Source organism: Streptomyces sp. NPDC090741, assembly GCF_044769045.1.
Lineage (GTDB): Bacteria > Actinomycetota > Actinomycetes > Streptomycetales > Streptomycetaceae > Streptomyces.
On sequence record NZ_JBIVXF010000006.1, the window covers coordinates 427,456 to 453,625 of the forward strand.

Consider the following 26,170-nt stretch of genomic DNA (forward strand, 5'->3'; position numbering starts at 1 on the left):
GTGGGGTGGCTGCGCGGGCGGACGGGGTCGGCGGGTCTGCGGTCATCGCGTGAGCCAGTGCCGGACGCGGGCTATGAGGTCGTCGGCGTCGACCGGCTTGGTCACGTAGTCGCTGGCTCCCGCGGCGAGGCTCTTCTCCCGGTCGCCGGGCATCGCCTTGGCGGTGACCGCGATGATGGGAAGGCCGGCGTGCGCCGGCATGCGCCGGATCTCGGCGGTCGCCGCGTACCCGTCCAGTTCGGGCATCATCACGTCCATCAGGATGAGGTCGACGCCCTCGTTGCGGATGAGCGTCTCGATGCCCTTGCGCCCGTCTTCCGCGTGGAGCACGCGGATTCCGTGCAGTTCGAGCACGCCGCTGAGGGCGTACAGGTTGCGCGCGTCGTCGTCGACGACGAGGACGGTGCGTCCGGGCAGGCCGTCGTCGGGCACGTGGGCGGGGGTCTGCGCTCCATCCGCTCCCGCGTGGGCGAAGGGCAGTACGTCCCCGGGCTGGTCCGCGGACAGGTGCAGCACGATGCGTTCACGGAGCTCGTCCAGACTGGACAGCAGCTCCAGGCGGCGCGACGCGGCCCGTTCCCGCAGCGCCGTCTCCTGGCCCGTGTTCAGACGGGGGTTGTTGTGGGCGAGGACGGGGAGGGAGGAGAGCGCCGGGTCTCCGTCGAGGGCGTCGAGGAAGCGCAGTGCCTCGCCGTCGGGCATGTCGAGTTCGAGGACGACGCAGTGGAAGGAATCCGATGCGAGGGCGGCGGCGGCTTCCCGTGAGCTCGTGACGCCGACGACCTGGATGCCTCCGAGGTCCCCGGCCGGGCGGTGGCTGGGGGCGAAGTCCCGGTCGGCGCTCTCGGCGACGAGGGAGAGCAGTCCGCCCTGGCGTTCCTCGATCACCAGCAGGCGGCGGGCCTGCCGCTGCCGCGGCAGTACCGGAGTGCCCGCGTGACCTGGCTCCGCGGACCCGGCGGCGGCGCCGTGCGGGGCGGGCGCCGGAGCGTCGGGGAGGGGGTCCTTCTCGTGCTCCGCCCCCTTGACCGGCAGGTAGAGGGTGAAGGTGCTGCCCTGTCCCGGTGTGCTCTCCGCGGTGACGGCGCCGCCGAGGAGCTGGGCGATCTCGCGGCTGATGGAGAGGCCGAGGCCGGTGCCGCCGTACTTGCGGCTGGTGGTGCCGTCGGCCTGCTGGAAGGCGCCGAAGACGGAGGCCAGCTGCTGCTCGGGGATGCCGATGCCCGTGTCCCGTACGCGGAAGGCCACCACGGGTCCGTGGCCGCGCAGCCCGGCGGGTACCTCGGGCGCGGTCGCCTGTTCGATCCGGAGCTCGACGCCGCCGCGCTCGGTGAACTTGACTGCGTTCGACAGCAGGTTGCGCAGGACCTGGCGCAGCCGCGAGTCGTCGGTGCGCAGGGCGTCCGGGGCGTCGGGGGCGGTGGTGACGGTGAAGTCGAGGCTCTTCTGCGTGGTCATGGGGCGGAAGGTGGCGTCGACGTATTCCAGCAGCTGCGGCAGGGACACCGCCTCGGGGTTGATGTCCATCTTTCCGGCCTCGACCTTCGACAGGTCCAGGATGTCGTTGATGAGCTGGAGCAGGTCGGATCCCGCCGAGTGGATGACGCCCGCGTACTCGACCTGCTTCGGGCTGAGGTTGCGGGTGGGGTTCTGGGCGAGCAGCTGGGCGAGGATGAGGAGGCTGTTGAGCGGAGTGCGCAGCTCGTGGCTCATGTTGGCGAGGAACTCGGACTTGTACTTGGAGGCGAGCGACAACTGCTGGGCCCGGTCCTCCAGTTCCTGCCGTGCCTGCTCGATCTCCAGGTTCTTGGCCTCGATGTCGCGGTTCTGGCTGGCGAGGAGGGCCGCCTTCTCCTCCAGCTCCGCGTTGGAGCGCTGGAGTTCCTCCTGCTGCACCTGGAGTTCCGCCGAACGTGCCTGGAGTTCGCCGGTCAGCCGCTGGGACTCCCCGAGGAGCTCGTCGGTGCGGGCGTTGGCGACGATCGTGTTGACGTTGACGCCGATGGTCTCCGTCAACTGGCCGAGGAAGTCCCGGTGTACGGGGGTGAAGGCGGTGAAGGAGGCGAGCTCGATCACTCCGAGGACCTGCTCGTCCGCCGCGATCGGCAGGATGATCAGGCTGCCCGGTGTGGCGCGGCCCAGCCCCGAGGAGATGACGTAGTCGCCGGGGACCTGGTCCGTGGCGATGATCCGGTGATTGCGCGCGGCCTGTCCGACCAAGGACTCGCCGAGGGCGAAGCCGGTGGCCTCGCCGGTGCCGGCGGGGCGGCCGTACGAGCCGACGAGGGTCAGCACGGTACCGCCGGGGCGGTCTTCGGCGAGGTAGAAGGCGCCGTACTGGGCGGAGACCAGCGGTGTCAGCTCGTCCATGACGAGTGCGGCGACGACGGAAAGGTCCCGGTGGCCCTGCATCAGTCCCGAGATCCGGGCCAGGTTGGACTTGAGCCAGTCCTGTTCCTGGTTGGCCCGGGTGGTCTCCCGCAGGGAACCGACCATCGAGTTGATGTTGTCCTTGAGTTCGGCGACCTCGCCCGAGGCGTCGACCGTGATCGAGCGGGTCAGGTCGCCCTCGGCGACCGCGCTGGCGACCTCGGCGATGGCCCGTACCTGGCGGGTGAGGTTCCCGGCCAGTCCGTTGACGTTCTGCGTCAGTCGCTTCCACGTGCCGGAGACGCCCTCCACCTCGGCCTGGCCGCCGAGCCGGCCCTCGCTGCCCACCTCGCGGGCCACGCGCGTGACCTCGGCGGCGAAGGCGGAGAGCTGGTCGACCATCGTGTTGATGGTCTCCTTCAGCTCCAGGATCTCCCCGCGCGCGTCCACCCGGATCTTCTGGGTCAGGTCGCCCTGGGCCACCGCGGTGGTGACCTGTGCGATCGAACGGACCTGTGCGGTCAGGTTGTCGGCCATGACGTTGACCGATTCCGTGAGGTCCTTCCACGTACCGGAGACGCCCTTGACGTCGGCCTGGCCGCCGAGCCGGCCCTCGGTACCGACCTCGCGGGCCACACGCGTGACCTCCCCGGCGAAGGCGGAGAGCTGGTCGACCATCGTGTTGATGGTCTCCTTCAGCTCCAGGATCTCCCCGCGCGCGGTGACGGTGATCTTCTGGGAGAGGTCGCCCTTGGCCACGGCGGTGGCGACCTGGGCGATGGAGCGCACCTGGTCGGTGAGGTTTCCGGCCATGAAATTGACCGAATCCGTGAGATCCAGCCAGGCGCCGCCGACTCCGGGTACGTCGGCCTGGCCGCCCAGAGTGCCCTCGGTGCCCACTTCGCGGGCCACCCGCGTCACTTCCGACGTGACCAGCGACAACTGGTCGGCCATCCCGTTGAAGACCGTGGCGATCTCGCCGAGCAGTCCGTCCGACGTATCGGGCAGCCGGGTACGGAAATCCCCGTCCCGTACGGCTGTCAGGCCGGCCAGCAGCCGGCGCAGCTCCGCTTCGCCGATCCCGTCCCCGCCCTCGAACCCCGGCGAACTGCTCGGTGACTCCGGGCTCGTCCGCTCAGACATCCGTCAACCCCTCGCCACACGACCGGTCGGCGAAGGTTGACGCCGACCCGAAGGACCCTATGGCACCACCGCGTCGGTCATGACCCGCCGGCCGACCCGGCGACGGCGTCTTCGACGCCGGGGTACAGGGACAGGACCGTGTCCGCGCCCGTCAGGGCGAAGAGGCGGCGCAGCTGATCCCCGGGGGCGGCGATGCGCAGGGCGGTCAATCGGTGCACCCGCAGCAGCAGGTTCAGGAACGACGAGTCGCCGAAGGTGACGGAGCGGGCGTCCAGCACCACCAGCCGGTGCCGGTCCGCGGCGGCGGCGAGGGCCTCCTCCAGAGGGGCCAGCGTGTCCTGGTCGAGCTCCCCGTACGCGGCCACCACCCACGCCGCCCCGGCCGGGTAGCCGTCCCCGACCACGCCTTCGTGGTGCGTGTCCCCTGCTCCGGTCATGTCCGCCTCCCCGGATCGTCACCTCTACGTCCTCCGCTAGGGAGTATGCCTGCCCAGCGGCCGTACGGAAGCGCCGGGACCGCGGCACACCGCACCCGGTGGCCGGCTCGGCCGCCCCGGCGGGCTTCCGGAAGAAAGATCTCGCGCGGGCCGTGTAAGAACGAGAAGCCGGGGCATGAGCGCCCGGGCAGCGGTCAGTCAATCGGGAGGGAACGGCCACCATGTCTCGCTCGGCCAGCGCCGTAGGCCCCATTCGTGCAACAGACGTGCAGATCACGCCCTCTGTACCCGCCGACAGGACCGTGGGGGCCCCACCGCAGGACGTGGCGCTGCCCGAGGTGGACAACCCCCGGGAGGTGGCGCCCGGCGACGCTCGCGAGCTTTCGAGGCTCTTCTTCGTCAGGCTCCGCAGCGTGGAGGAAGGCACGCGCGAGTACCAGTACACCCGCAACACCCTGATCGAGATGAACCTCTCCCTCGTGCAGTTCGCCGCGCGGCGCTTCCGCGCCCGGGTGCTGGGCGGGGGTCTGGACATCGAGGACATCATCCAGGTGGGCACCATCGGTCTCATCAAGGCCATCGACCGCTACGACCCCGAGCGCGAGGTCGAGTTCTCCACGCTCGCCCTGCCGTACATCACCGGTGAGATCAAGCGCTACTTCCGCGACACCACCTGGGCCGTGCACGTACCGCGCCGGCTCCAGGAACTTCGTACGGAGCTCGCCAAGGCCCAGGAGTCCCTGACCGACGTCCTGGGGCGGGCGCCGACGGTCAGGGAGGTCGCCCACCACCTCGAACTGACCGAGGAGGAGGTCATCGACGGGCTGGTCGCCGCGAACGGCTACACCAGCGGCTCCCTGGACACCACCGGCGCCGACGGGGACGAGCCCGCGACCTCGACGAGCCGGACGACACGGCCCCTGGCGGACCGTCTCGGTGACGTCGACCCCGCCATGGAGCTCTTCGAGGAGTTCCACACCCTCGCGCCCCTGCTGGAGCAGCTCGACGAACGCGACCGGCTGATCCTGCAGTTGCGTTTCGGCCAGGACAGGACGCAGGCCGAGATCGGTGCCGAACTGGGCATATCGCAGATGCAGGTCTCGCGCCTGCTGTCGCGGACGCTGGCCCGGCTGCGCGCCGGAATGCTCTCGGTGTAGGCAGCCACATGCCCCAGGCTCACCGGAACGACGGGTCCGTCCCGCCCGTCGGCGCGCAGGCGCTGTACGACGATGTGACGTGGGCGGACGCCGTCGTACGGTGCGCGAACGCCGCGAACGCCGGGACGGGTACGCGGCGGCCGCTCACCGCCCAGCCGCTGCGCGACCGTCCCGGCGCCCTGCTGTGCGGCAGCTGCGACCTCGACACCCGGCCCGTCCTGTCCGCGGCGCTCGGCGTCGTCACCCGGATCCCCGGCCCGGTCGTCCATCTCGACCTCTCCGGCGTGGCCTTCCTCGATGCCGCGGCCGTCGCCGCCCTGGTACGGGCGAACGCCACCGTCAAGGGACAGGGCCGCCGTCTGCTTCTCCACCACCCGCCGTACTCGCTCCGCAAGGTAGTGGAGATGTTCCCGGACGAATGTGCCGCGCTGGAGGTCGCAGCATGATGAACGTATCTGCGCCCACCGCGCCCGGGGGCTTCGTCCACCCCGCCCTCTTCTACCGGGGCCGGGCGGAATACCTGGCAGGAGTGGGCGGGTTCGTACGGGCCGCCCTCGCGGCCGGCGAGCCGGTGCTCGTGGCCGTGCCCGGCCCGCGGCTGGACGCCCTGCGCGAGAGCCTCGACGTCGTCGCGGCCGAGGTCACCTGGGCGGACATGACACGGCTGGGCCGCAATCCCGGTCGCATCCTGGCCGCCCTGCAGGATTTCGCCGACCGGCACGCGGGCCGGGCGGCCCGGATCGTGGGCGAGCCGATCTGGCCCGGCCGCTCACAGGCCGAGGTGCTGGAGGCCACGCGTCACGAGGCCCTCATCAACACCGCCTTCGCGGGGCGGCGCGCCACCATCCTGTGCCCGTACGACGTCCTGGGCCTGCCGGCCGCGGTGGTGTCCGATGCCCGGCGCACCCATCCCACCGTGATGGCGGAGGGCGAGAACCGGCTCAGCCCGGAGTACGCCGACGCCTCTGCCGTCTGCGCCGGCTGCGACGGCCCGCTTCCCGAGCCCGACGGGGGTGTGCCCCGGTTCGCGTACGCCTGCGGGGAGCTGGGCGAGGTACGCGCGTACACCGAGACCTGGGCCCGCGGCACGGCCCTGAGCACGGGCCGGCGCGGCGATCTGATCCTCGCGGTGAGCGAGGCCGCCGCCAACTCCCTCGCCCACGGCGGCGGGAGCGGCTCCCTGCGGCTGTGGAACACCGCCGGTGCAGGTGTCGTCGCCGAGATCCGCGACGACGGCCACCTGCCCGATCCGCTGGCGGGGCGCCGCCGCCCCTCCCTGGCATCGGTCGACGGTGGCCGCGGTCTGTGGATGATCCATCAGCTGTGCGACCTGGTCGAGATCCGCGCCTCGGACAGCGGCCTCACTCTGAGGATGCACATGACATGTTCCTGAGACCGGCGGGTCCCCTAAACTGTCACGGCCATGCTCGGGCGGGGCAACAAGGGTCCCCGCGAGCGGAGAGACCAGAGTCAACGGTGGGGGTGAGGTACCACAGTGGAAACCATCGGACCGGGAACCGGCGAACCACTGCACGTCGGGCCGCCCTCAGCCGTGGTGCAGCGCCGTCGCCTCGCCCTGTCCGGCGTCCGCGGCCACGTCGCCAAGGGCCGCGATTTCACGCGCCATGCCTTGCTGGACTGGGGCTGGGACGGCACCGACACCTCCGAGGACGCCCTGCTCCTCGTGTCCGAGCTGCTGACCAACGCGTCGCTGCACGCCGGTGGTTGCATCGAACTCGTGGTCTCGGCCGGTGAGGTCCTGCGGATCGAGGTCTTCGACGGCTCGACGGCACTGCCGCGCCGCCACCCGTCCCCGCAGCGCGGACTCCCGGGCGGACACGGCCTCTACATCGTGCAGCGCCTCTCCGACCGCTGGGGCACCCACACCCACGAGCACGGCAAGGCCGTCTGGGCCGAGATCGAGGCATCGCGGCTGACCTCGGGCAGGCCCACCGCCCGCTGACCCGAGGGCGGCTCGCGGCGCCCGTGGTGGGGGCGGATCGCGGCCGTTCTGGTGGTGGTCGTGGACCTGGAGAAGGACGCGGCGTTCCTGCCGGACGCCATCCGCGGAACGCGCACCCTGTACGTGGGGGCCGGCACGGTCAGCGGTTACGTCGACCTGATCGACATCAGGTCGCTGACCGCTGGTCACCACTGACCGCCGAGGACACCCACCTGGACGGGCTCCGAGCCCTGATGGACGGCCTCCTGGCTTGACCGGGGAGTGACGTGAGCGGGCTCCCCCATGCCCCTCGCCTCGCCGGAGTGGTGCGAACGCGGCGTGGCCGGATATGTGGGGGCGACCTGACACAGCGCCCGGAGGGCCCTAGCCGACCGAGCCGTCCCCGTGGGATTCCAGGAGGGTACGCAGCGCCGAGGCCACCGCGTCGCAGGTGTCGCGGTCCAGGGGAGCGAGGAGGGAGGCGAAATGATCCAGGTGTTCCGCCATCACCTTCTCCGCGACCTCGCGGCCCCGGTCGGTCAGGCCAATGCGGACCGAGCGGCGGTCCTGGCCGTCGCGGATCCGCTCGACCAGGCCCTTGGCCTCCATCCGGTCGATGCGGTTGGTGATGGCCCCCGAGGTGACCATCGCGGCCGGGATGAGCGCCCCGGCGGTGAGCGTGTACGGCGGGCCCGAACGCCGCAGCGTCGTAAGGATGTCCAGCTCGCCGACCTCGAGGTCGCGTTCGGCCACGAAGGCCTTGAGCTGCTTCTCGATGATGCGGTTCATCCGCTGGATCCGTGCCAGTACCTCGATGGGCCACAGCTCGTCCGCCAGGTCCGGCCGCTGCGCCACCCACTGGCCGACGATCACGTCCACCGCGTCACTCATCAGGTCCTCCGCCTCGGTCACTCGCTCGCGCCGGACCCAGCATAACCCAGATACCTCAACGTTAAGACACTTGACGTTCAGGGGCTTCTGATGATTTTATCTTAACGTTCAGATTGTTAGCCTTCAGATGGATTGGAGCGGCGCCATGACCACCGCGCCCGCAAGCACAGCCGCCGGCATCGGTGCCGACACCGGCACATCCGCCACCCGCGCACCGGGAGCCCCGGCCGCCCCCGGCCGTCCGGCGACCCGCGGGCCCGTCCCCGCCTTCTGGCTCGCGCTGCTCGCGACCCCTATCGCCGCCGGTGCCAACGCCCCGGTCCTGATCCTCCCGGACATGGCCCGCTCCCTCGGGGTGTCCACCTCCACCGCGTCCTGGTTGGTCTCCGCCTTCGCCTGGGCCATGGCCGTCGGCACCCCGCTCCTCGCCGGACTCCTGCGCCGCACCGGTCTGCGGCCCGTGCTGCGCCTCGCCTCCGCCCTCGTCCTCGTCGGCACCCTCCTCGTCGCGGTCTCCCCCTGGCTCCCGCTCACCCTGGCCGGCCGGGCGGCCCAGGCCGCGGGGGGTGCGGGACTGGTCGCGTCGGCGATGAGCCTGGCCGGCACGGCCCGCCGGATGGGCGTCATCAGCGCCGGATTCGGCATGCTCGGCGCGGCCGGCCCACTCCTCGGTGAACAGCTCGCGCACTCCGTCTCGTGGCGGCTCTCCCTCTCCGTGTCGGTGGTCGCGGTGCTCGCCGTGCCCGCTGTGATCCGGTACGCCGGAGCCATCACGCCCTCCTCCGACCGCTTCGACGGCCGCGGCGCCACCCTGCTGACCGTGCTGGCCACCGCCCTTGTCACGCTCCCGCACGCCCCGCTGGCCGCAATCGGCGCGGCTCTCGTCGCCGCGGTCCTGCTCGCCCTGCACATCCGCCGCCGCCCGGAGGGGTTCGTCCCGGCCGCCCTGCTGCGCACTCCGGTCTTCCTGACCTCGGGCCTGCTGGCGCTCGTCCTGTCGGGGTCGTACTTCACGCTGCTCTTCGCGGTGCCGCGGCTGCTCGGCGACCGCGCCGGCTGGGACACCGGCGCCGCCGGGGCCGGCCAGCTGGTCGCACTGCTCGTCGGCTCGGCACTGTCCTGGCTGCTCGCCGCGGCCTCGGTCCGGATGGGCCGCCCGGCCGTGCTGGCCGTCCTGATCGGCGTCGGAGCCCTGGCCGCTGCCGCCGCTGCGTTCTCCGACTGGGGCCCGCTCCTGCTCGCGGCCACCGTCGGCGGGGTCTTCGCCGCCACCGGCGCCAACGCCTGCCTCTCGATGCACGCCGCGGCCGGCGCCCCCGAGGCCCAACGGCCCACCGCCATCGGCCTGTTCGCCCTCTGCTACCAGCTCGGCGGCGCCTTCGGCCCGGTGGTCGCCGCGGCCCTGGTACTCGGCTCCTGATCCGCAGCGGGCCGCAAACCCCCAGTCCCCTCTTCGACACCGGTGCCGCGCTCTCGGAAGGTCTGGCGGACGCCCGGCTCTGCCGCTCAGAGCACGGTCACCCGGGCGAGGGCCCACGAGGTGTGGTCGAACGCCGAATTGGCATTGGCGTCCTCGACGACCAGGTGCAGCAGCTTCACCCCGCGTACGTCCAGATCCACCTGCACGGGTCCGCCCGCGCCGGTCAGCTTGCCGGTGGTGAACAGCACCTTGCCGTCGCCCCGTACCGAGGCCTTCGTCGCGCCGGTGGCGGCCTGGTTCGTGGAGAAGTCGTCGATGCCGACGAGCGCGGTGAAACGGTCCGCCGTTCCGCCGAGGTGGTAGACGATCTCGGAGGGTGCATGGACGCCGAGGCCCTTGGCGTAGGTCACTCCGCCGAACGAGATCGGCGTACCGTCCCCGGCCGCGTTTCGCCCGTTGGACCGGTCGCGTTCCACCGGACCCCATCCGTTGGTGGCCGACACCCACACGAGATCGCTCAGGTAGGCATCGGCGACCGGCGCCGCCGGCACCGTGGAGACCTGTTCCGTGGCGGAGTAGCGCAGCGGCCCGGTCGGCGATTGCGCCGTGCCGTCGACGGCGAGCGGCCACTGCGTGCCGGGGGCGGCCGTCGCCGGCGGGGTGACCCGCCAGGACGTGTTCAGCGCCGCTCCGGCGGCCAGCAGGTCCTGGCCGGTCGCGGCGGTCGCCTGCACCTGCCAGCCCGCGGGGGCGCGGAGCGCGAGGAGTGCGCGGGTCCAGGGCTTGCCCGACCCGTTTCCCAGGGTCGCCGTCACCGTGAAGGCCTGACCGGGCACGGCCGGCCCCTGGATCTGCGCGCGGACTCCGAAGGGCTTGCGGACGTAGGTGTCCACCCATGAGGAGCGCATGAGGGCGACGAGGCCTGTCACCACGGACGGGTTGACGGCCGCGACGTCGCGCTGCTCACCGGCGTCGGAGGCGAGGTCGTACAGCTCGACCTGCCACTGTGCGTCGGGCAGCGCGTGGTCCCTGACGGGCGCGAACCGCACGGCCTTCCAGTTGTCCTTGCGTACGGCCTCGGCGAGCCAGCCGGCGCGGCCGCCGTCCTCGGTGTTGGCGCGGCTGGTGACGCCGCGTTCGTCCCGGTACCAGTACAGGTGGTTGTGGCGTGCGGCGTTCGGGCTTCCGGCGAGCAGCGTGGCGGCCGACAGTCCGTCGATGTCGGCGGGTGCGGGTGCGCCGCCCAGCTCGGCCAGAGTCGGCAGCACATCGGTGAGCGGGGTGGGACGGTCGCTGGTCCCCGCCCCGATCCGGCCCGGGGACCAGGCGATCAGCGGGACGCGGATGCCGCCCTCGTAGAGGTTGCGCTTGTAGCCGCGCAGCGGGCCGTTCGCATCGAACAGGTCGGGGTCGACCCCGCCTTCCTCGTGCGGGCCGTTGTCGCTGGTGACGAGGACGACGGTGTTCTCGGCAATGCCCAGCGCGCGCAGCCGGTCGGTGACCTTCCCGACGAGCGAGTCGAAGTAGGTGATCTGGGCGGCGTGACCCTTGTTCTGCTGGGTCCAGGTACGGGAGGCGTAAGCGCCGACGTCGGGGATGTCGCTCGGTGCGTGCGGCACGGTCGGCGCGAGGAAGAGCAGGAAGGGTTCGGCCGCGTGGTCGCCGATGAAGTCCAGTGCGCGCTGCTCGATGAGCTGGGGGGCGTAGGCGCCCTTCGCGCCGCCCGCGTTGGCGGCGATCGTCTCCTTCGCACCGTTGTGCCACAGGTACTGCGGGTAGTACTCGTGCGCGTGCCCGTGGTCGATGTATCCGTAGAACTCCTCGAAACCACGGGAGTTGGGGTGGCTGGGCTGGTTCCCCTCCTCCGGCCCGAAGCCCCACTTCCCGATCACCGCGGTGCGGTAGCCGCGGGCGCGCAGCACCTCGGCGAAGGTGGTGTCCCCGGCCTTCAGCGCGCCGGGGGCGCCGTCGGGATTGGCGCGGACTGCGGAGTGCCCGGTGTGCAGGCCGGTCAGCAGCGAGCAGCGGGAGGGCGCGCAGACCGCGGCAGTGGAGTAGGCGTCGGTGAACCTCAGGCCTTCGGCGGCGAGCCGGTCGATGCGCGGTGTGGTGATCAGCTTCTGGCCGTACGCGCCGAGGTCGCCGTAGCCGAGGTCGTCGGCAAGGATCACCACGAGGTTCGGAGTCGCCGTACCGGCGGTCGTGGCGGTTGCGGCGGTCGTGGCGGCTTGGGTTGCCTGGGTTGCCTGGGTTGCCTGAGCTTCCGCCCGGGCCTCCGGCGCGGCAGGGAGCGCGGCGAGGCCGAGGGTGGCCGCGGACCCGGCGATGAAGTGGCGGCGGGTGGACATCAGGGGCTCCTCGGCTCTCGCGGACGGGAGTTCGATCATGCGGAGAGCGCCGGCCTGATGGCCATGCACCTGGCATTAAAAGCGTGTGACAGCCCGGCCGGCGCCTGAGCGGCGCTGCCCGCGATCAGCACGGGAGCGTTCCTCCCATGGTGCCGAGATAGGGTGCGACCGTGGAACGGATCTTGGTGGTGGGTGTCACCGGTGCAGGCAAATCCACGCTCGCCCAAACCTTGAGCAGTCGTCTGGGCCTGCCCTGCCACGAGATGGACGCGTTGTACTTCAACGGCCCCAACTGGGCCATCAACAGCAACTTGGCCGAGGACGTGTCGAAGCTCACCGCCGGCCCTCGCTGGATCATCGACTCCTACGGCTATCCGGAAGTCCGTGAACTGCTGTGGGACCGGGCCGACACCGTGATCTGGCTGGACTACCCCAAGCGCGTCGTCATGCCCCGCATTCTGCGCCGGTCCTTCCGGCGCACCGTCACGCGCGAGGTCCTGTTCGGCGGCAACAGGGAAACCTGGACGGACTGGCTGAGCCGGGAACACCCCGCCTGGTGGGCCTGGTCCCAACACGGGGCCCGCCGCCGCGAAGTCGAGCGTCGTGTCCACGATCCCCGCTTCGCGCCCCTCCACACCTGTCGCTTCGGCCACCCCCAGGAGACGGCAGCCTGGCTGGCATCCCTCTGATCCGGTGGGGCGCGGGCCCGACCATTCCTGCCGACTATTCCTGGTCTCGGTCCGCGAGCGCCGCCGCGCAGGCGCGGGCGAAGGCTTCCGGGTTGTCCAGCATGATGTTGTGCCCGCAGTCCGGGATCGCGACTACGGACACCCCCGCCTCGGCGAGTGCGTCCGCACCCGGGAGCGGGCCGTCGGCCTCGGGCAGCAGGAAGGTGCGGGGGATCTTCAGGTCCAGGAGAAGCTCACGCATGGTGGGAACCGTGCCGCGGGTGAGGTGCACCGCGCTGCGATACAGGGCCTCACGGCCGGCCAGGCGCATCGTGGACCACCAGTGGGAGCCGGCCCGGTCGCGGACCTCTTCCCAGCCGTACGCCAGAAATTCCTGCTCGGAATACGCGGCGATGCCGCTGCTGCCCGAAGAGGCGGGCAGGGGAGAGATCGGGTCGAGGTTGGCGTCGACCAGTACCAATCGGGAGACCAGGCGTGGATGCCGGGCAGCCAGGACGATCGCCACCGAGCCTCCCATACTGTGGGCGATCAGCTCGGCGCCGGTGACGCCTGCGGAGGTCAGGGCCACCGCGAGTGCATCCGCGTGGGATTCCAGTGTGTAGTCGAAACCTGCCGGCCGGTCGCTGATGCCATGACCGAGCAGGTCGATCAGCAGCGAACGGCGGCCGGCCAGCAGAGGGTGGACCGCAACCTCCGTGAAGTAGGCGGGCGAAGTGGCGCCCAAACCATGCACGTAGACGCGTGACGGCTCCTGCCCCGGCAGCTCAACCCAGCGGATCTGGTCACCCTCGGGCGTCACGGCGGCACTGCGCACGGTCTGCTCCCCTGCAGTCGACATCGACGAAGAGACGAGAGTAGCCACCGGAGTCAGGTGCACCGCCGTCGATCCCCCGGTACAGGCCCTTGAGCGGACACCGGCAGTCGAGCATGGGCAGTCGGGCATCGGCAGTCGGGCATCGGCAGTCGGGCATCGGCCGAGGCACCCCACCCGCTTTCGTCCACAACTTCGTACATCAGCAGGTCAGCGGCGACTCGACTCGGCCCGAGCCCAGCCCTCTGCAACACCCCGTCAGCCGAGCACGGCAGCCGCGGACTCCTCGGCGAGGTCCTCGGCGTGCGGGGGCAGCGGGTGGCCTGCCCGCAAGGGGCGGCGGACCACTCCGAGCGGAAGGTCGATCAGGGCCAGGACGATCCGGTCCCGGCCCTCGGGCCCGGTCAGGCCGAGGGCCGCGCCGACCACGCCGAGGCGCGCGAACACCCTCTCGTTGCCCCGGTCCGCGCGTTCCCGGTGCTCCTCGGACCAGCCGGCCCGGCCGAACTCCTCGGCGCCGTACAGGAGCAGCGCCGCCTCCCGCGGGTGGGCCCGGCTCCAGGCCACGACGTGCCGGGCGCCGGCGCGGGCGGCCGTGCGGGGCTCGGGGTCGCCGTCGAGGGCGGCGAGGTAGCCCTCCTGGAAACCCTCGACGGTACGCAGCCACACCTCGGCGAGCAGTGCGGGGCGCCCGGGGAACCGGTGGTACACGGATCCGCTGGGCGCGCCGACCGCCTGGGCGACGGCGGACATGGTGACTGCGGCCGGGCCGCCGGCGGCCGCGAGGAGGACGGCGGCGTCGAGGAGCTCGCCGACGTCGAAGCGGGGTGGTCTCGGCATGAATCAGAGAGTACTCTCCACTTCAATTAGAGGTTCCTCTCCAATTGAAGGAGCTCCATGCCCGTCCACAACGTCCACGAACGCCTGCTGCCGATGAAGGCGGCCGAGGCCGGCGCCCTCCTCGACTCGCTCTCCGACGGACCGGCCGACCTGCTCTGGCCGCACCGGACCTGGTCTCCCATGGAGTTCGACCGCCCGCTGTCGGCGGGCGCGAAAGGCGGGCACGGCCCGGTCCGCTACACGGTCGCCGCGTACGTCCCGGGAACCTGGGTCCGCTTCGCCTTCAGCGGCCCCCGCGGCTTCCACGGCTTCCACGAGTACGCCGTGCTGCCGGTCGACGACGAGCACACGGTGTTGCGGCACACGCTGTCGATGCGGGTCACCGGAATCGCCCGGCTGAGCTGGCCACTGGCCTTCCGCTGGCTGCACGACGCCTTGCTGGAGGACAGCCTCGACCGTGCCGAGCACCCGGCCCGGCGCGCCCGCTGGTCCCCGTACGTCCGGCTGCTCATGGCCATCGCCCCGAAGGAACACTGACGGGGCCCGGGTACGGGAGACGGCGCCGATCGCCGTCAGCGGTCCGGGGGGATCCGCCGAGCCGGGGATCCCACGGCAGACGGCGCTCGTACGCCGAGTGCCGTCCGTTGTTGCCGCAGCATGGCAACCGTATGGCAGTCGTGGCGGGTAGGGGCCGCAAGGGCGCTGCGATGTCTAGGATCCCCGGCACGTGCCTCCGGCCTTCCGCGCAGGCCCTCCCCCCTCTGCCAAGGACCGCGATCTGCCATGAGTGTTTCCGCCGCCCTGAGCGTGAGCGAGGCGTTCTCCCGCCGCCACGAACTGACCTTCGTCGATGTCCGCACTCCGGCCGAGTTCGCGTCCGGCCATCTGCCGGAGGCCGTCAACATCCCCCTCGACCGCATCGGGCGGGCGCTGCCGGATCTCCGGCAGGCCGCCGAGCACAGGCCCCTGCTGGTGGTGTGCGCCTCCGGGGCCCGGGCGCAGAACGCCGTCGCCACCCTGGCCTCCCACGGCGTCGACGCGTCGAGCCTCGCCGGCGGCACCACCGCCTGGGCGGCCGAGGGACACCGGCTCGCCCATCCCGAAGGCCGTCCCCGGGCCGTCTGGGCCATGGAGCGCCAAGTCCGATTCACCGCGGGCTCCGTCGTACTCCTCGGCCTGGTTCTCGGCCTTCTCGTCCACCCGGCCTTCCGGCTGCTGTCCGCGGGGATCGCGGCCGGCCTGGTCTTCTCCGCCCTCAGCAACACCTGCGGCATGGCGGTCGTACTCGGCAGACTTCCCTACAACCAGCGGGGGAAGGCGCTCCTGGACAACTCGTTCCCGTCCATCACCCCCAAGGAGCCTCTCGCGTGACCACCCCTGCACTCCCGGCCCGGACCGCCCTACTCACGAGCAACCCGCACCGGGTCGGCCGGTCGACGGTCGTCGATTTCGAGCCCGGATTCCCCGGTTAGGGCATGGAGGTCGGAACCTACTCCCCCGGCGCACGGGCTCCCTACGACCGGCACTCGTGGCCGGCCCGCTGCGAGAGGCGGCCGCTGCGTTCGAATGACGAGGAACGCGCGCGGTCAGAGCACCTTGGAGAGGACGGCGTGCGTGCGGGCGTCCTGCGGGTCGTCCAGGACGGCCGCGGGCGGCCCCTGTTTGAGGACGGCTCCGGCGTCCATGGATACGACGGTGTCGGCGACCTCGCGCGCGAAGCCGAGCTCGTGCGTACCTGGAGCTCCTCGCCGCGGCGTACGAGCGCTCCTCCGCCGCCGTCAGCGCCCCGTACGCCTCCAGCACCGCCGCACGCTCCCCGGCACCCGCACCGGGCCGGCAGCCTGCCTCTCGGACCGAAGGTCTACGCTCCGGTCCGGCCCGGCCCGGCCCGGCCCGGATTTCGCTCCACCCGAACAGCCCGATCCACAGACGCCGGCCGGTTCCTACGGTTTCCTGGTACGCCGCGGGCTTGGCGTGGGGCAAACGGCAAACCGGAAGGTCTGCCAGGACTCCGGACCTGCCCGCACCGGCCCGCGAGCGGTTGCCTCTTCGGCGGTCGCGTGACACACCCCCATCGCCGGCCATGCCGGATGCCCCATCAGCGCCCTTGCCTGTCCAGCTAGAGTCACCGGAAGGTGCGTGCGCCAGCTCAGCAGTCCCCCCGGAGAGTGAAAGTGTGCTCGCGCCTGTTGTCACCGGCGCCGGCCGCCTGACGGCGTCGGGCCACCGGATCCCTGTCCGCCTTGCGTCCGTTCGAGGCGACGGACACCGCGATCAGCCTGTCCGCGGACTCCTGGTCGGACCCGGACCACGCCCACGTTCGCCTTCCCCCAGTCCACCGCATTCGCTGCGTTCTGTAGCCAGGCGACTGCGGATCGGCTAACGTCCCTGCTAGTAGTCGTGGCTCCGAAGTCTCAGCGCCCGCGGTTCGCATCGCGGGCGTCGTACTGTGCAGCAGTGTCCGAGGACCAGGGCGATCACCTCACCCAGGGGTACTGACAAGCCAGTACCCCACGATCCTCGACAGGGGAAACACATGGCTACGGGCACCGTGAAGTGGTTCAACGCGGAAAAGGGCTTCGGTTTCATCGCGCAGGACGGTGGCGGTCCGGACGTCTTCGTCCACTACTCCGCGATCAACTCCAGCGGCTTCCGCGAGCTCCAGGAAAACCAGCAGGTCAACTTTGACGTCACCCAGGGCCCCAAGGGCCCGCAGGCGGAGAACGTCACCCCCGCCTGACGGAACACCTCGGCGCCCCGCACCCAGACACAAACGGTGCGGGGCGCCTTGCCGTATCCGCGGCCCAGACGGTCATCCGCAACGCCCAGGCACACACGGCGATAGACGGCGTGACCAGCACCTGCCTGCCATCTGAGCTGCCGCTCGGGCGTAGCCGCCCCTACCAGTCAGAACAGCAACGACGCGACGCGTTCCCCCGGTGGCTGCACACCTACAATCACCACCGCGGACACACCGCGCTCGCAGGCAAACCACCCGCCAGCCGCGTCCCCAACCTCACTGGGCAATACACCTAGCCCCCGCATGGGCCGTCGGCAACAGCGCCGGTGCCGTCCGCGGTGTCCGGGACGGTGGCGCAGACCTGCTTCCCGCTGTTCGGGTCGGTCACGGTCACCTGCCCGCGCGTGTCGAAGGAGGCCGCCGCCTGCGCCCGGTACAGGCCCAGGGAGGTCAGCACCGTCGAGCCTAGGAGTGCGTGGCGCGGCGAGGCGCTGCACGGCGGCGGAGCGTACGTGGCCGCGCCGCCGGGCAGCAGTCCGCTCGGGTAGACGTAGGTGGGTTCCGGCGCGGCAGTGGCGCAGCTCCGGGCCGAGTCCAGTGCCGCGCTGATGACTTGCCGACCAGCCGCGTGCAGCCCGTCGCTCGCCTGCTGGTCCTCGGAGTGACGGACCAGCAGCCCGAGCCCGCCCAGCACGCACATCGTCAGTCCGAGCCCGAACAGCCAGCCGGTCAAGCGTTCGGAACCGCGCTCCCGCCGCGACAGCGCGGCCGCCACGGCGGCTGCCAGGACGACCACCCCGCCGACCCCGAGCAGGGCCACAGCAGGCCCAGTCGAGATGGGTCCGAAGTGCTCCCCGTTACGCGGCATCCACTGGGCAACCAGCATCCGCACCACCCCCCGTTCGGTCGGCCGCCAGCCTAGCGAGTCGGGGGCGGCGCGGACGACGGGGGCGGCCTCGTCCTGCGGGCAGGCGCCGTACCGCCGAGCAGCTGGCTCGACCAACTCCCGCTCGCTGTCACTCGGTTTACGTCACGTCACATGAACGATTCAGCAGCCCGGCGCGGCCCCAAGCCCCGGATCAGACCAGACTGATCGCAACTCCCAACACGCCCCAGCCCGACGCGCGTGGCGGACGACCACACCGCGATCCCAGCGGCCGGCAGGGTCGCGCCCCGCCCCGAAGCCGGGACAAGGCTCAGGCCGCTGACCAAGCGAGCGGGGCTGCAAGCGAGGGTCGGGAGGCAGCTTCGTAAAACGACGGTCGTCGTCGGGCAGTCCTCCGTGCGCCCGAGGAGGGCCTGGCGCCCGGTCTCGTCCACCCCGAATCCCGGCGAAGCGTCGTACCCGTCCACGTCTCGGCATGGGTGCAGCGATACGAGCCGTCCGTCGGCAGCCGCTCCGCCGGGTCCTTGTCGGTCTTGGACAGGTTGGAGACGGCGGAGACCGCGATTCACCCTCACCTGGTCAGCCGACGAAAGAGTCCACCTCACCCGGCTCGGTCTCCATGGCCCGGCGGTCGAACCTCAGCACGGCCATGAAGAACAGGCCGCCCAGGAGGAGGAGGCCCGCCACGATCACGACGGAGACGAACGCCTCGTTCGGCGTCACCAGAACGAACAACGCGATGAGTGTCCACCCCAGAGCGCAGACAGCGACCGGAAGTTCGAAGCGCCCGAGGTCGAAGGCACCCTTTTTGCGGCTCAGGCGTCTGCGCACCGTCAGGTAGAGCACGATCGTCGAGCCGTAGGTGACCGCGGGGAGGATGGTCGAGGCCGTGACCAGTTCCAGTAGCGCGGCGCCCGGCAGGGCCAGCATCAGAACGATGCCCAGGGCGAAGACCAGCACGGTTGCGGGGATCGGTGTCCTGGTGTGGGGGTTCACCCGCCGCATCAGGCGGTGGGCGGGGAAGCGCCCGTCGCGCGACATCGCAAAGACGAGGCGCGAGCACGCGACCATCACCACGATCCCGGCGCCGAAGAACGCGATGGTGATCGCGACCAGCAACACCCTCTCCATCACCGGACCGAGCTGGTCACGCAAGATGGCCGCGACCGGTGAGCCGTTGGCGCTGATACGGGGGATGTCGTCGATCGCGATGGTGAGCGTGATCAGAAACAGCATTCCCAGGACGCCGGCCGCCACGACCGAACCCACGATCGCGCGCGGGACGGTGCGGAACGGATCCTTGGCCTCCTCGGCCAGGTTCGCCGCCGAGTCGAAGCCTACGAGTGTGGCGAGTCCCATGATCATCGCAAGCATCAAGCCACCGCCGACCGCGAAGTAGTCGGGGGCGTGTTCGACGACACCGCGCGAGGTGAGGTTGCCGACCGCGCCGTCGCCCGTGACCGCGACAGCGATGACGAGCGCGATCGCCACCACCACGACGAGCGCCAGTTCGAGCCCCACCGCGACGGTGTTGATCAGGCTGACGAGGCGCGTGGAGGCCACGGCCAGCACCGTCTGGACGAGCAGTACCACCAGTGTGATCAGGCGCGCGGTGTCCTCGTCCGGTGTGATGCCGGCAAGCGGCATGAACGCCTGGCTCGCGAGCGCGTTGTCGACCGCCACGACACCGATCGCCAGGTAACAGAAGGTCAGCCACCCGAACCACCACCCGATCTTCGGAGTGGCCAGCCGCGAGGCCCATTGGTAGGAGGAACCGCTGAGCGGAATGCGAGCCGCGAACTGCGCGACCACCAGCGCCACCAAGGTCTGCCCCACCGCCGCGACGACCCACAACCAGATCCCGACCGGCCCGGCAGTCTGCAGGACTTCGTCGAAGGTCGCGAAGATGCCGACTGCCACCGAGATGAACGCGAACGAGATCGCGAACACCTGGAAGGAGCCGAGCGTCCGCTTCAGCTCCTGCCGGTAGCCCCCGGCCTCGACGGACCCCGCATCGTCCTCGGCATCGGAAGAAGACTCCACCACGGCGGACACCTCACCTTCCAGGGCCCCTCCAGATACCCGAGGCACGCGGCAGGCAGGGACCGTTCAGTGCACCATTTTCACCATCTTCCGCTCCTATATCCCGTTCGACTCACGCGACCGGCCGTACGGAAACCAACCCGTCCTCCGCCATACCGGGCCGGGCCGGGCGGCACCGGCGAGGGCGCCGGGCCCGGCCCGGTGGCTGATCGTCGGGGTGCGACAGCGGCCTTGGCGCTTGGTGCTCGACGGGCTCTCTTCCGTCCTGTCCTCGTCTGCAGTGACATCGCAGCCCCGAAGGCCCGCCGCTATGCGAACAGATCAGCGTCTCCCGCAACCACTGTCCCAAAACCGGGAGATCACAGCCGGCCCTTGGGGGCTGGAGTCCTTCACCGCGCTTCGGACCGACTCGCGCGCTGCACACGGGAGATGACCCCGTTTCACGGGGTCACCCGGATCCTCGCCGTCAGACGGGGCGAACCTGCTCGGCCTGCGGACCCTTGGGGCCCTGCGAGGTGGTGAACTCCACGCGCTGGTTCTCCTCCAACGATCGGTAACCCGAACTGTCGATCGCAGAGAAATGAACGAACACGTCCGGAGTACCGTCATCCGGCGCGATGAACCCGAACCCCTTCTCCGCGTTGAACCACTTCACAGTCCCCTGATCCATACCCAAGCCTTCCGTAACAAGAGCCAGCCACATGATCGCGCCCAGCAGCACGCCGATCCTCCCCCACCCACCCCCAGACCAAACAAAACCCCTGAACCGGTCCAATCCATCATTTTCAGACTCGGCTACAGGGTCGCGGCTCTCGCGCCGGCCAGACATGCTCGACCGCCACAGAGCCGGGGGGCGGGCCGAAGTACGGGGATCGCCCAAGCTGCGCCCACACCGTCGCGCCCACCCGCCCACCCGCCCATCCGCGCTCGCCTCCCGCCACACGATCCGGGCCCGGACGGTACCGGTACGTGCGGCAGCCGCCGCGAGCATCCCCGCGTTCACGTCAACGCCCTCGATCCGGCCGCCAGACCCGACCCGCCCGGCCGCGGAACGGGCCACAAACCCAGTACCCACGCCAGGTCAAGCACGGCCAGCAGCCGCGTCAGGTCCTCCGCCGGAAGCCGGGGATGGGGAATCCGCCGGTAGTAGGTCGAACAGGCTGCCGCGCGTACCGAGTCGTCGGGATCCGTCAGCAGGAGCAGGCGCACCGGTTCGGGTGCCTGCGTCCGCCATTGGGCAAGCATCGCCCGGGCCTTCGGCTCCGGTTCGGCCACCGGCCGGGCCCGCAGATCCGCCGGTCCCCTGCTGCGGGCCGGGGGTCGTCTTCGGCGCGGACAGCGGCTTGGGCGGCTCCGACCAGCAGCAACGGCTGGATCAACTCTCGCTCGCCAGGGCCGGGTTCGCCTTGCCCGGATTCGCGTGGTTCACGGCTGGCGAGTCCTTGCCATGGCGAGGACTTGCCGTCGTCAGGCCTTCACGTCGGTGTTACGGGGCCGATAGACCCATGGCATGTCCTCCCCCTCTCAGGCTTCTGCCTTCCGGCACGTGCACAACTGCTGGCGCCGGCGCCGGCGCCGGCAGCTGATCTCGGCCGCCATCGCGGTTCCGCTGCTGGCGTCCGGGCTCGCCGTTCTGCAGGCGCCCGCTCAAGCCGCCCCGAGCAAGCCCACCATCCCCGCCCAGTCCTCGGCGACCCACAAGGTCACCCTGGTCACCGGCGATGTCGTCACGGTCACCACGATGGCCGACGGCCGGCAGACGGCCGACGTCAAACGGCCCGCGAGCGCCGTCGGCGGCGTCAAGGTCCAGCAGTTCAAGGGTGACTTGTTCGTCATCCCGGACGAGGCGGTGCCGCTGCTGGGCACCGACAAGCTGGACCGGCGGCTGTTCAACGTCACCGATCTGATCGAGATGGGCTACGACGACGCGAAGTCGGCCGCGCTGCCGCTGATCGCGACGTACGCCCAGTCGAAGTCCCGCTCGGCGGGCGAGCCGACGGCACCCCGCGGCAGCAAGCTCACCCGCGACCTCAAGGGCATCCGCGGTGCCGCGCTCAGCACCGAGAAGCGGCAGGCCCGTACCTTCTGGACCGACGTCGCGCCGCGGGGCGGCACGACGCTGGGCGCGGGTGTGGCGAAGCTGTGGCTCGACGGTCGTGTGAAGGCCGACCTGAAGGAGAGCGTGCCGCTGATCGGCGCACCCGAGGCCTGGGCGGCCGGGTACACCGGCAAGGGCGTCAAGGTCGCGGTGCTCGACACCGGCATCGACGTCAACCACCCCGACTTCGCCGGCCTGATCGACGGCACGGCCAGCTTCGTCCCGGGTGAGTCCGTCACCGACGTCAACGGGCACGGCACCCACGTGGCCAGTACGATCGTCGGCTCGGGAGCCGCCTCCGGCGGTGCCAACAAGGGCGTCGCCCCCGGCGCCGACCTGGTCGTCGGCAAGGTGCTCGGCGGTCCGGAGGGCTCCGGCCAGGACTCCTGGGTCATGGCCGGCATGCAGTGGGCCGCCGAGTCCGGTGCGGACGTCGTCAACATGAGCCTCGGCGACTCCTATCCGACGGACGGCAGCGACCCGATGTCGCAGGCGGTCGACGCGCTGTCCGCGCAGTACGGCACGCTGTTCGTCATAGCCGCCGGCAACGCGGGCCCCGAGAGCATCTCCGCCCCGGGCGCGGCCGCCTCGGCGCTGACCGTGGCCGCCACGGACAAGCAGGACCGGCTCGCGTCCTTCTCCAGCACCGGCCCGCTGGCCTACTCCGGCGCCATGAAGCCGGACATCGCGGCGCCCGGCGTGGACATCACCGCGGCCCGCTCGCAGGAGATGAGCGGCGGCGGCGAGGGCCTCTACCGCACCCTCAGCGGCACCTCCATGGCCACCCCGCACGTGGTCGGCGCGGCGGCGATCCTCGCCCAGCAGCACCCGGACTGGACCGGCGCCCGGCTCAAGGAACACCTGATGAGCACCGCGAACGGGCTGGGCGACCGGTACTCGCCGTACGAGGTCGGCACCGGCCGTCTCGACGTGGCCGCCGCCGTGCGCACCACGGTCCGCAGCACCGGATCGCTCTTCTTCGGCAACTACACGTGGCCGCACGAGCCGAGCGACGCCGCCGTCACCAAGGACCTGACCTTCACCAACTCCGGTTCTTCCGACGTCAGGCTGAACCTGGCTCTGACGAACGACGGCGGCCCGTTCAGGCTGGGAGCCACCACGGTGACCGTCCCGGCGGGCGGCACCGCCGCCGTCCCGGTGACCGGTGACCCGCGAACCGCCCCGGCCGGCCGGGACGTCGGCTACGTGACAGGCACCGATGCGACCACCGGGAAGCCGGTGACCCGCACCTCCGTGGCACTGCTCAAGGAGGAGGAGCGCTACGACCTGAACATCAAGCTGGTCGGCCGGGACGGCAAGCCCGCCGCCGGCTGGGCCACGATCAACCTGGCCGGTGACCTCTGGCCGTGGTCCGTGTACGTCGACGGCCGGACCACCATGCGCATGGCGCCCGGTACGTACACCGTCGCGGCGTACCTCGACGTGGCCGGCGAGTACGCGGACCGCTCGGGCCTGGCCGTGATGGTCGACCCGGAGACCCTGCTCAAGGACCGTTCCGCGGACGTGGTGCTGGATGCCCGCAAGGCGCGCCTGCTGCGGACCGAGGCGCCGCAGCGCACCGAGGACCGCCAGCGCAAGGTCGACTTCAACGTCCACTACAAGGGCCTCGACCCCTTCACGGACTTCCGCAGCGGGTACGTGGTGCCGCCGACGTACGACGACGTCTACGTCTCACCGACGGAGCCGATGACGCAGGGCGAGTTCATGCTGATCACCCGCTGGCGCAAGGGCGAGCCGCTGCTCACTCTGAGCGCGCTGGGCGGCCGGCTCGGCTTCGAGGCACTGGTGCAGGCCGGCAGCGCGCTGAGCACCGCCACGGACAAGCTGGACGCGGTCTACGCGGGCAACGGCGCGGCGGCCGCATACGAGAAGGTCGGCGCCAAGGGCAAGGCCGTCGTCGTCGAGCGCAGCGACGAGGTCTCGTCGCAGGCGCGCGCCGAGGCGGCGGTCGCGGCCGGTGCGAAGGCGCTGATCGTGGTCAACGACGGTGTCGGTGCCCTGATGGAGTACGTCGGCGAGTCGGCCATCCCGGTCGCCACCGTGCACCGCGACGCGGGCAAGACCCTCATCGCGATGGCCAAGGCCGGCACCTTCGAACTGACCGCGAAGCAGACCGAGTACACACCGTTCGTCTACGACCTCACCCGGGACTACCCCGGACAGGTGCCGGACCGGGCCCTGGTCTACAAGCCGACCCACGGTGATCTCGCCCGGATCGATGCCCGCTACTACTCGGCCACGGAGGGCGGGGCGGCGGAAGGCTACCGTTCCGACTTCACCCTCAACCCGTCGTTCAACCTCCCCGAGCGCGAGTGGCACCCGGGCACCCGTACCGAATGGGTGACCCCCGGCCAGGTCTGGAGGGAGTTCCATGCGCAGGGCGTCCAAAGCGCCATGCCGTGGGTGATGGTGTCGGGCGACAACACGTACGCGAAGGGCAGGACCACCCGTCTGGACTGGTTCGCCCCGGCGATCCGCCCCGGCCAGGGCGAGTCCTTCGGCGTCTACAACTCCCGCTGGCAGAACCAGATGACGTGGAACGTGCAGGCGTGGGCCTCCTCCAGCGACACCATGCGGCTGGGCGGCTACCTGCAGTGGGGTGAGACGCCGACCCACCTGCAGGTCTTCCAGGGCAACACGCTGATCCACGACAATCCGTACAGCACGGACATGCAGTGGATCGAGGTGCCGAAGGGCAACCTGCCCTACCGCGCCGTCCTCGACGCGGAGCGGCCCGGGGACGTCTTCCGGCTCTCGACGCGCACCCACACCGAGTGGACGTTCATGTCCGACACCGTCGACTCCGACTTCTTCGAGCGGTTCTCGGTGCTGAACCTGGACTACAAGCTGGAGTCGGACCTGCACGGCGACGTCAGGGCCAATGCGAACCAGCAGATCGCGCTCAAGCCGGTGTCGATGGACGGCGGCACCCTGCCGGGCACCGTCAAGTCGGTGAAGCTGGACGTCTCGTACGACGACGGCGCCACCTGGCAGAAGGTGGCCCTGGCCAAGGGCGCCGACGGCTACTGGAAGGGTTCGTTCAGGACGGCGAAGAAGCCCGGCGGCTTCATCTCGGTGCGCGCGGGCGCCGAGACGAACAGCGGCTACAGCGTCAAGAACGAGATCATCCGGGCGTACGGCCTGCGATGAACCGCGCTGTCGGGCCCCGGGGAGGCGACTCCCCGGGGCCCTTCCCGGCGGAGTTGCTGGCGGCAGGGACTACTCATGTCCTGCCGCCGTGGCGCATACTCTCCCCGCTGTGGCAAGCGGAACGGAGTCGGTCGTCGATGCTGGATGTGCTGGGCCTCGAACCCGATGACGAGCGCGTCTACCGGGTGCTCCTCGGACTGCCGAACTCCACCGCGACGCTGCTGTCCGACCGGCTCCTCGTACCGCGAGCCGACGTGGACAAGGCCCTGTCCCGCCTGGTCGGGTGGGGACTGGTGATCAGGTCGGCGGCCGAGCAGTTCACCGCCGCGCCGCCGGCCATGGCGCTCGGCTCTCTCATCAGCCAGCGCCGGGACGGGCTGCGCATGGCCGAGCACGCCCTGGTGACCTTCGCCGAGGAGCACCGGGCGGCGATGACCGGGAGCAGCATCAACGATCTGATCGAGGTCGTCACGGGCGTCGACGCCATCGGTCACCGCTTCCTGCAGGTACAGCACGCGGCCCGTACACAGGTCCGCACCTTCATCACCGCACCGTTCGTGGCCGTGCCACCGGACGAGAACACGGCCGAGCCCGCGGCCCTCGGCCGCGGCGTGCAGTTCCGGGCCATTTTGGACCGGGCCGCGCTGGCAGAGCCGGGCATCGTGACCGATGCGATCCGGTCCCTGCGCATCGGGGTGCACCTGCGCGTCGCCGACCAGCTGCCGATGAAACTCGTACTGGCCGACGCCGACCTCGGCCTCGTGCCGCTCGCGGTCACACCGGACGGGGAGCCCGGGGCCGTGCTGCTGCACCGCAGCGGTCTGCTGGACGCGTTGGACGCGCTGTTCGAGACGGTTTGGCTCACCGCGCACCCCCTGGAGCTGTCGGGCACCGGCGGGGCCGGCGAATCCACCGTGGAGCGCGGGCCGGAAGGCCCGACCGATCTGGATCGCAGGATCCTCGCGCTCCTCCTGGCCGGTCTGACCGACCAGGCGGTCGCGACCCAGCTCGGCGTGTCACCGCGCACGCTGCAGCGGCGCCTGCGCCACCTCATGGACATGGCCGGCGTCCGGACCCGGATACAGCTCGGCGCTCACGCCGTCCGAAACGGCTGGGCGGAACCGCGGTGAAGGTCCCGCGCCGTGCGTCGGGTGGGGGCGCCCTCGCGCGTATGCCGGGGGTGC

The 26,170-nt window shown here is 71.0% G+C and carries 22 protein-coding genes and 3 pseudogenes; 14 read left to right on the plus strand and 11 right to left on the minus strand.

Going from position 1 to position 26,170, the window contains the following annotated elements:
• Nucleotides 1–42: 42 nt before the first annotated feature.
• A complete protein-coding gene (locus ACIQU4_RS19600) occupies nucleotides 43–3,513 on the minus strand; it encodes a HAMP domain-containing protein (protein ID WP_403731951.1) in 3,471 nt (1,156 codons plus the stop codon).
• A gap of 77 nt (nucleotides 3,514–3,590) precedes the next feature.
• Nucleotides 3,591–3,950, minus strand: coding sequence for an STAS domain-containing protein (locus ACIQU4_RS19605; protein ID WP_403731953.1), 360 nt, complete (start codon nucleotides 3,948–3,950; stop codon nucleotides 3,591–3,593).
• A 221-nt stretch (nucleotides 3,951–4,171) separates the two neighbouring features.
• Here ACIQU4_RS19605 and ACIQU4_RS19610 point away from each other — a divergent pair, with 221 nt between their 5' ends.
• The 6 genes and pseudogenes from ACIQU4_RS19610 to ACIQU4_RS19635 all read left to right on the plus strand — a co-directional run.
• Complete coding sequence (locus tag ACIQU4_RS19610) at nucleotides 4,172–5,107, plus strand: SigB/SigF/SigG family RNA polymerase sigma factor (RefSeq protein WP_403731956.1); 936 nt, start codon at nucleotides 4,172–4,174, stop codon at nucleotides 5,105–5,107.
• Between the two features lie 8 nt (nucleotides 5,108–5,115).
• Entirely contained in the window at nucleotides 5,116–5,553 is a 438-nt protein-coding gene (locus ACIQU4_RS19615; protein WP_403731958.1) for an STAS domain-containing protein, read from the plus strand.
• A complete protein-coding gene (locus ACIQU4_RS19620) occupies nucleotides 5,550–6,500 on the plus strand; it encodes an anti-sigma factor RsbA family regulatory protein (RefSeq protein ID WP_403731961.1) in 951 nt (316 codons plus the stop codon). Before ACIQU4_RS19615 ends, ACIQU4_RS19620 begins: the two co-directional genes overlap by 4 nt.
• Before the next feature lie 102 nt (nucleotides 6,501–6,602).
• Nucleotides 6,603–7,070: an ATP-binding protein gene (locus ACIQU4_RS19625; protein WP_403731964.1), complete on the plus strand. Its 468-nt coding sequence runs from the start codon at nucleotides 6,603–6,605 to the stop codon at nucleotides 7,068–7,070.
• 60 nt (nucleotides 7,071–7,130) lie between these two features.
• Nucleotides 7,131–7,265, plus strand: coding sequence for a hypothetical protein (locus tag ACIQU4_RS19630; RefSeq protein ID WP_403732133.1), 135 nt, complete (start codon nucleotides 7,131–7,133; stop codon nucleotides 7,263–7,265).
• Nucleotides 7,226–7,324: pseudogene (locus ACIQU4_RS19635) on the plus strand (TetR/AcrR family transcriptional regulator); the annotation flags it as partial. The gene ACIQU4_RS19630 and the pseudogene ACIQU4_RS19635, both read left to right, overlap by 40 nt.
• A 109-nt stretch (nucleotides 7,325–7,433) precedes the next feature.
• On the opposite strand, the gene ACIQU4_RS19640 reads toward ACIQU4_RS19635, so the two are convergent.
• Entirely contained in the window at nucleotides 7,434–7,940 is a 507-nt protein-coding gene (locus tag ACIQU4_RS19640; protein WP_403731967.1) for a MarR family winged helix-turn-helix transcriptional regulator, read from the minus strand.
• A 145-nt stretch (nucleotides 7,941–8,085) separates the two neighbouring features.
• On the opposite strand from ACIQU4_RS19640, the gene ACIQU4_RS19645 reads away from it, so the two are divergent.
• Entirely contained in the window at nucleotides 8,086–9,360 is a 1,275-nt protein-coding gene (locus ACIQU4_RS19645) for an MFS transporter (RefSeq protein ID WP_403731970.1), read from the plus strand.
• Between the two features lie 86 nt (nucleotides 9,361–9,446).
• On the opposite strand, the gene ACIQU4_RS19650 is transcribed toward ACIQU4_RS19645, so the two are convergent.
• Nucleotides 9,447–11,708 carry a sulfatase-like hydrolase/transferase gene (locus ACIQU4_RS19650; RefSeq protein WP_403731972.1) on the minus strand — a complete coding sequence of 754 codons (2,262 nt, stop codon included), beginning with the start codon at nucleotides 11,706–11,708 and terminating at the stop codon, nucleotides 9,447–9,449.
• Between the two features lie 170 nt (nucleotides 11,709–11,878).
• Here ACIQU4_RS19650 and ACIQU4_RS19655 point away from each other — a divergent pair, with 170 nt between their 5' ends.
• The gene (locus tag ACIQU4_RS19655; protein WP_403731974.1) at nucleotides 11,879–12,397 is read left to right on the plus strand and encodes an adenylate kinase; all 519 of its coding nucleotides are present in this window, start codon (nucleotides 11,879–11,881) and stop codon (nucleotides 12,395–12,397) included.
• A gap of 34 nt (nucleotides 12,398–12,431) precedes the next feature.
• On the opposite strand, the gene ACIQU4_RS19660 is transcribed toward ACIQU4_RS19655, so the two are convergent.
• The gene (locus ACIQU4_RS19660; RefSeq protein ID WP_403731977.1) at nucleotides 12,432–13,211 is read right to left on the minus strand and encodes an alpha/beta fold hydrolase; all 780 of its coding nucleotides are present in this window, start codon (nucleotides 13,209–13,211) and stop codon (nucleotides 12,432–12,434) included.
• Nucleotides 13,212–13,466: 255 nt separating this feature from the next.
• A complete protein-coding gene (locus ACIQU4_RS19665; protein ID WP_403731980.1) occupies nucleotides 13,467–14,048 on the minus strand; it encodes a TetR family transcriptional regulator in 582 nt (193 codons plus the stop codon).
• A 57-nt stretch (nucleotides 14,049–14,105) separates the two neighbouring features.
• On the opposite strand from ACIQU4_RS19665, the gene ACIQU4_RS19670 reads away from it, so the two are divergent.
• Both ACIQU4_RS19670 and ACIQU4_RS19675 read left to right on the plus strand, forming a co-directional pair.
• Nucleotides 14,106–14,585 carry an SRPBCC family protein gene (locus ACIQU4_RS19670; protein WP_403731983.1) on the plus strand — a complete coding sequence of 160 codons (480 nt, stop codon included), beginning with the start codon at nucleotides 14,106–14,108 and terminating at the stop codon, nucleotides 14,583–14,585.
• 246 nt (nucleotides 14,586–14,831) lie between these two features.
• The gene (locus ACIQU4_RS19675) at nucleotides 14,832–15,419 is read left to right on the plus strand and encodes a rhodanese-like domain-containing protein (RefSeq protein WP_403731986.1); all 588 of its coding nucleotides are present in this window, start codon (nucleotides 14,832–14,834) and stop codon (nucleotides 15,417–15,419) included.
• A 215-nt stretch (nucleotides 15,420–15,634) separates the two neighbouring features.
• Here ACIQU4_RS19675 and ACIQU4_RS19680 read toward each other — a convergent pair.
• A pseudogene (locus ACIQU4_RS19680) lies at nucleotides 15,635–15,781 on the minus strand (ectoine/hydroxyectoine ABC transporter ATP-binding protein EhuA); the annotation flags it as partial.
• 803 nt (nucleotides 15,782–16,584) lie between these two features.
• On the opposite strand from ACIQU4_RS19680, the gene ACIQU4_RS19685 reads away from it, so the two are divergent.
• Nucleotides 16,585–16,788, plus strand: coding sequence for a cold-shock protein (locus ACIQU4_RS19685; RefSeq protein WP_053694109.1), 204 nt, complete (start codon nucleotides 16,585–16,587; stop codon nucleotides 16,786–16,788).
• Between the two features lie 185 nt (nucleotides 16,789–16,973).
• Nucleotides 16,974–17,084: pseudogene (locus ACIQU4_RS19690) on the plus strand (IS481 family transposase); the annotation flags it as partial.
• Here the strand turns inward: ACIQU4_RS19690 and ACIQU4_RS19695 are convergent.
• The 4 genes from ACIQU4_RS19695 to ACIQU4_RS19710 all read right to left on the minus strand — a co-directional run bounded on the left by ACIQU4_RS19695 (nucleotide 17,081) and on the right by ACIQU4_RS19710 (nucleotide 20,992).
• Nucleotides 17,081–17,608 carry a hypothetical protein gene (locus ACIQU4_RS19695; RefSeq protein WP_403731990.1) on the minus strand — a complete coding sequence of 176 codons (528 nt, stop codon included), beginning with the start codon at nucleotides 17,606–17,608 and terminating at the stop codon, nucleotides 17,081–17,083. The pseudogene ACIQU4_RS19690 and the gene ACIQU4_RS19695 overlap by 4 nt on opposite strands.
• 645 nt (nucleotides 17,609–18,253) lie before the next feature.
• Entirely contained in the window at nucleotides 18,254–19,729 is a 1,476-nt protein-coding gene (locus tag ACIQU4_RS19700; RefSeq protein WP_403731993.1) for an APC family permease, read from the minus strand.
• A gap of 454 nt (nucleotides 19,730–20,183) precedes the next feature.
• The gene (locus ACIQU4_RS19705) at nucleotides 20,184–20,387 is read right to left on the minus strand and encodes a cold-shock protein (protein ID WP_403732127.1); all 204 of its coding nucleotides are present in this window, start codon (nucleotides 20,385–20,387) and stop codon (nucleotides 20,184–20,186) included.
• 329 nt (nucleotides 20,388–20,716) lie between these two features.
• The gene (locus ACIQU4_RS19710) at nucleotides 20,717–20,992 is read right to left on the minus strand and encodes a hypothetical protein (protein ID WP_403731996.1); all 276 of its coding nucleotides are present in this window, start codon (nucleotides 20,990–20,992) and stop codon (nucleotides 20,717–20,719) included.
• 235 nt (nucleotides 20,993–21,227) lie between these two features.
• Between ACIQU4_RS19710 and ACIQU4_RS19715 the strand changes: the two genes are divergently transcribed.
• Both ACIQU4_RS19715 and ACIQU4_RS19720 read left to right on the plus strand, forming a co-directional pair.
• Nucleotides 21,228–24,986: a S8 family peptidase gene (locus ACIQU4_RS19715; RefSeq protein WP_403731999.1), complete on the plus strand. Its 3,759-nt coding sequence runs from the start codon at nucleotides 21,228–21,230 to the stop codon at nucleotides 24,984–24,986.
• Between the two features lie 137 nt (nucleotides 24,987–25,123).
• Entirely contained in the window at nucleotides 25,124–26,116 is a 993-nt protein-coding gene (locus ACIQU4_RS19720) for a helix-turn-helix domain-containing protein (RefSeq protein WP_403732002.1), read from the plus strand.
• The last annotated feature ends 54 nt before the right edge of the window (nucleotides 26,117–26,170 follow it).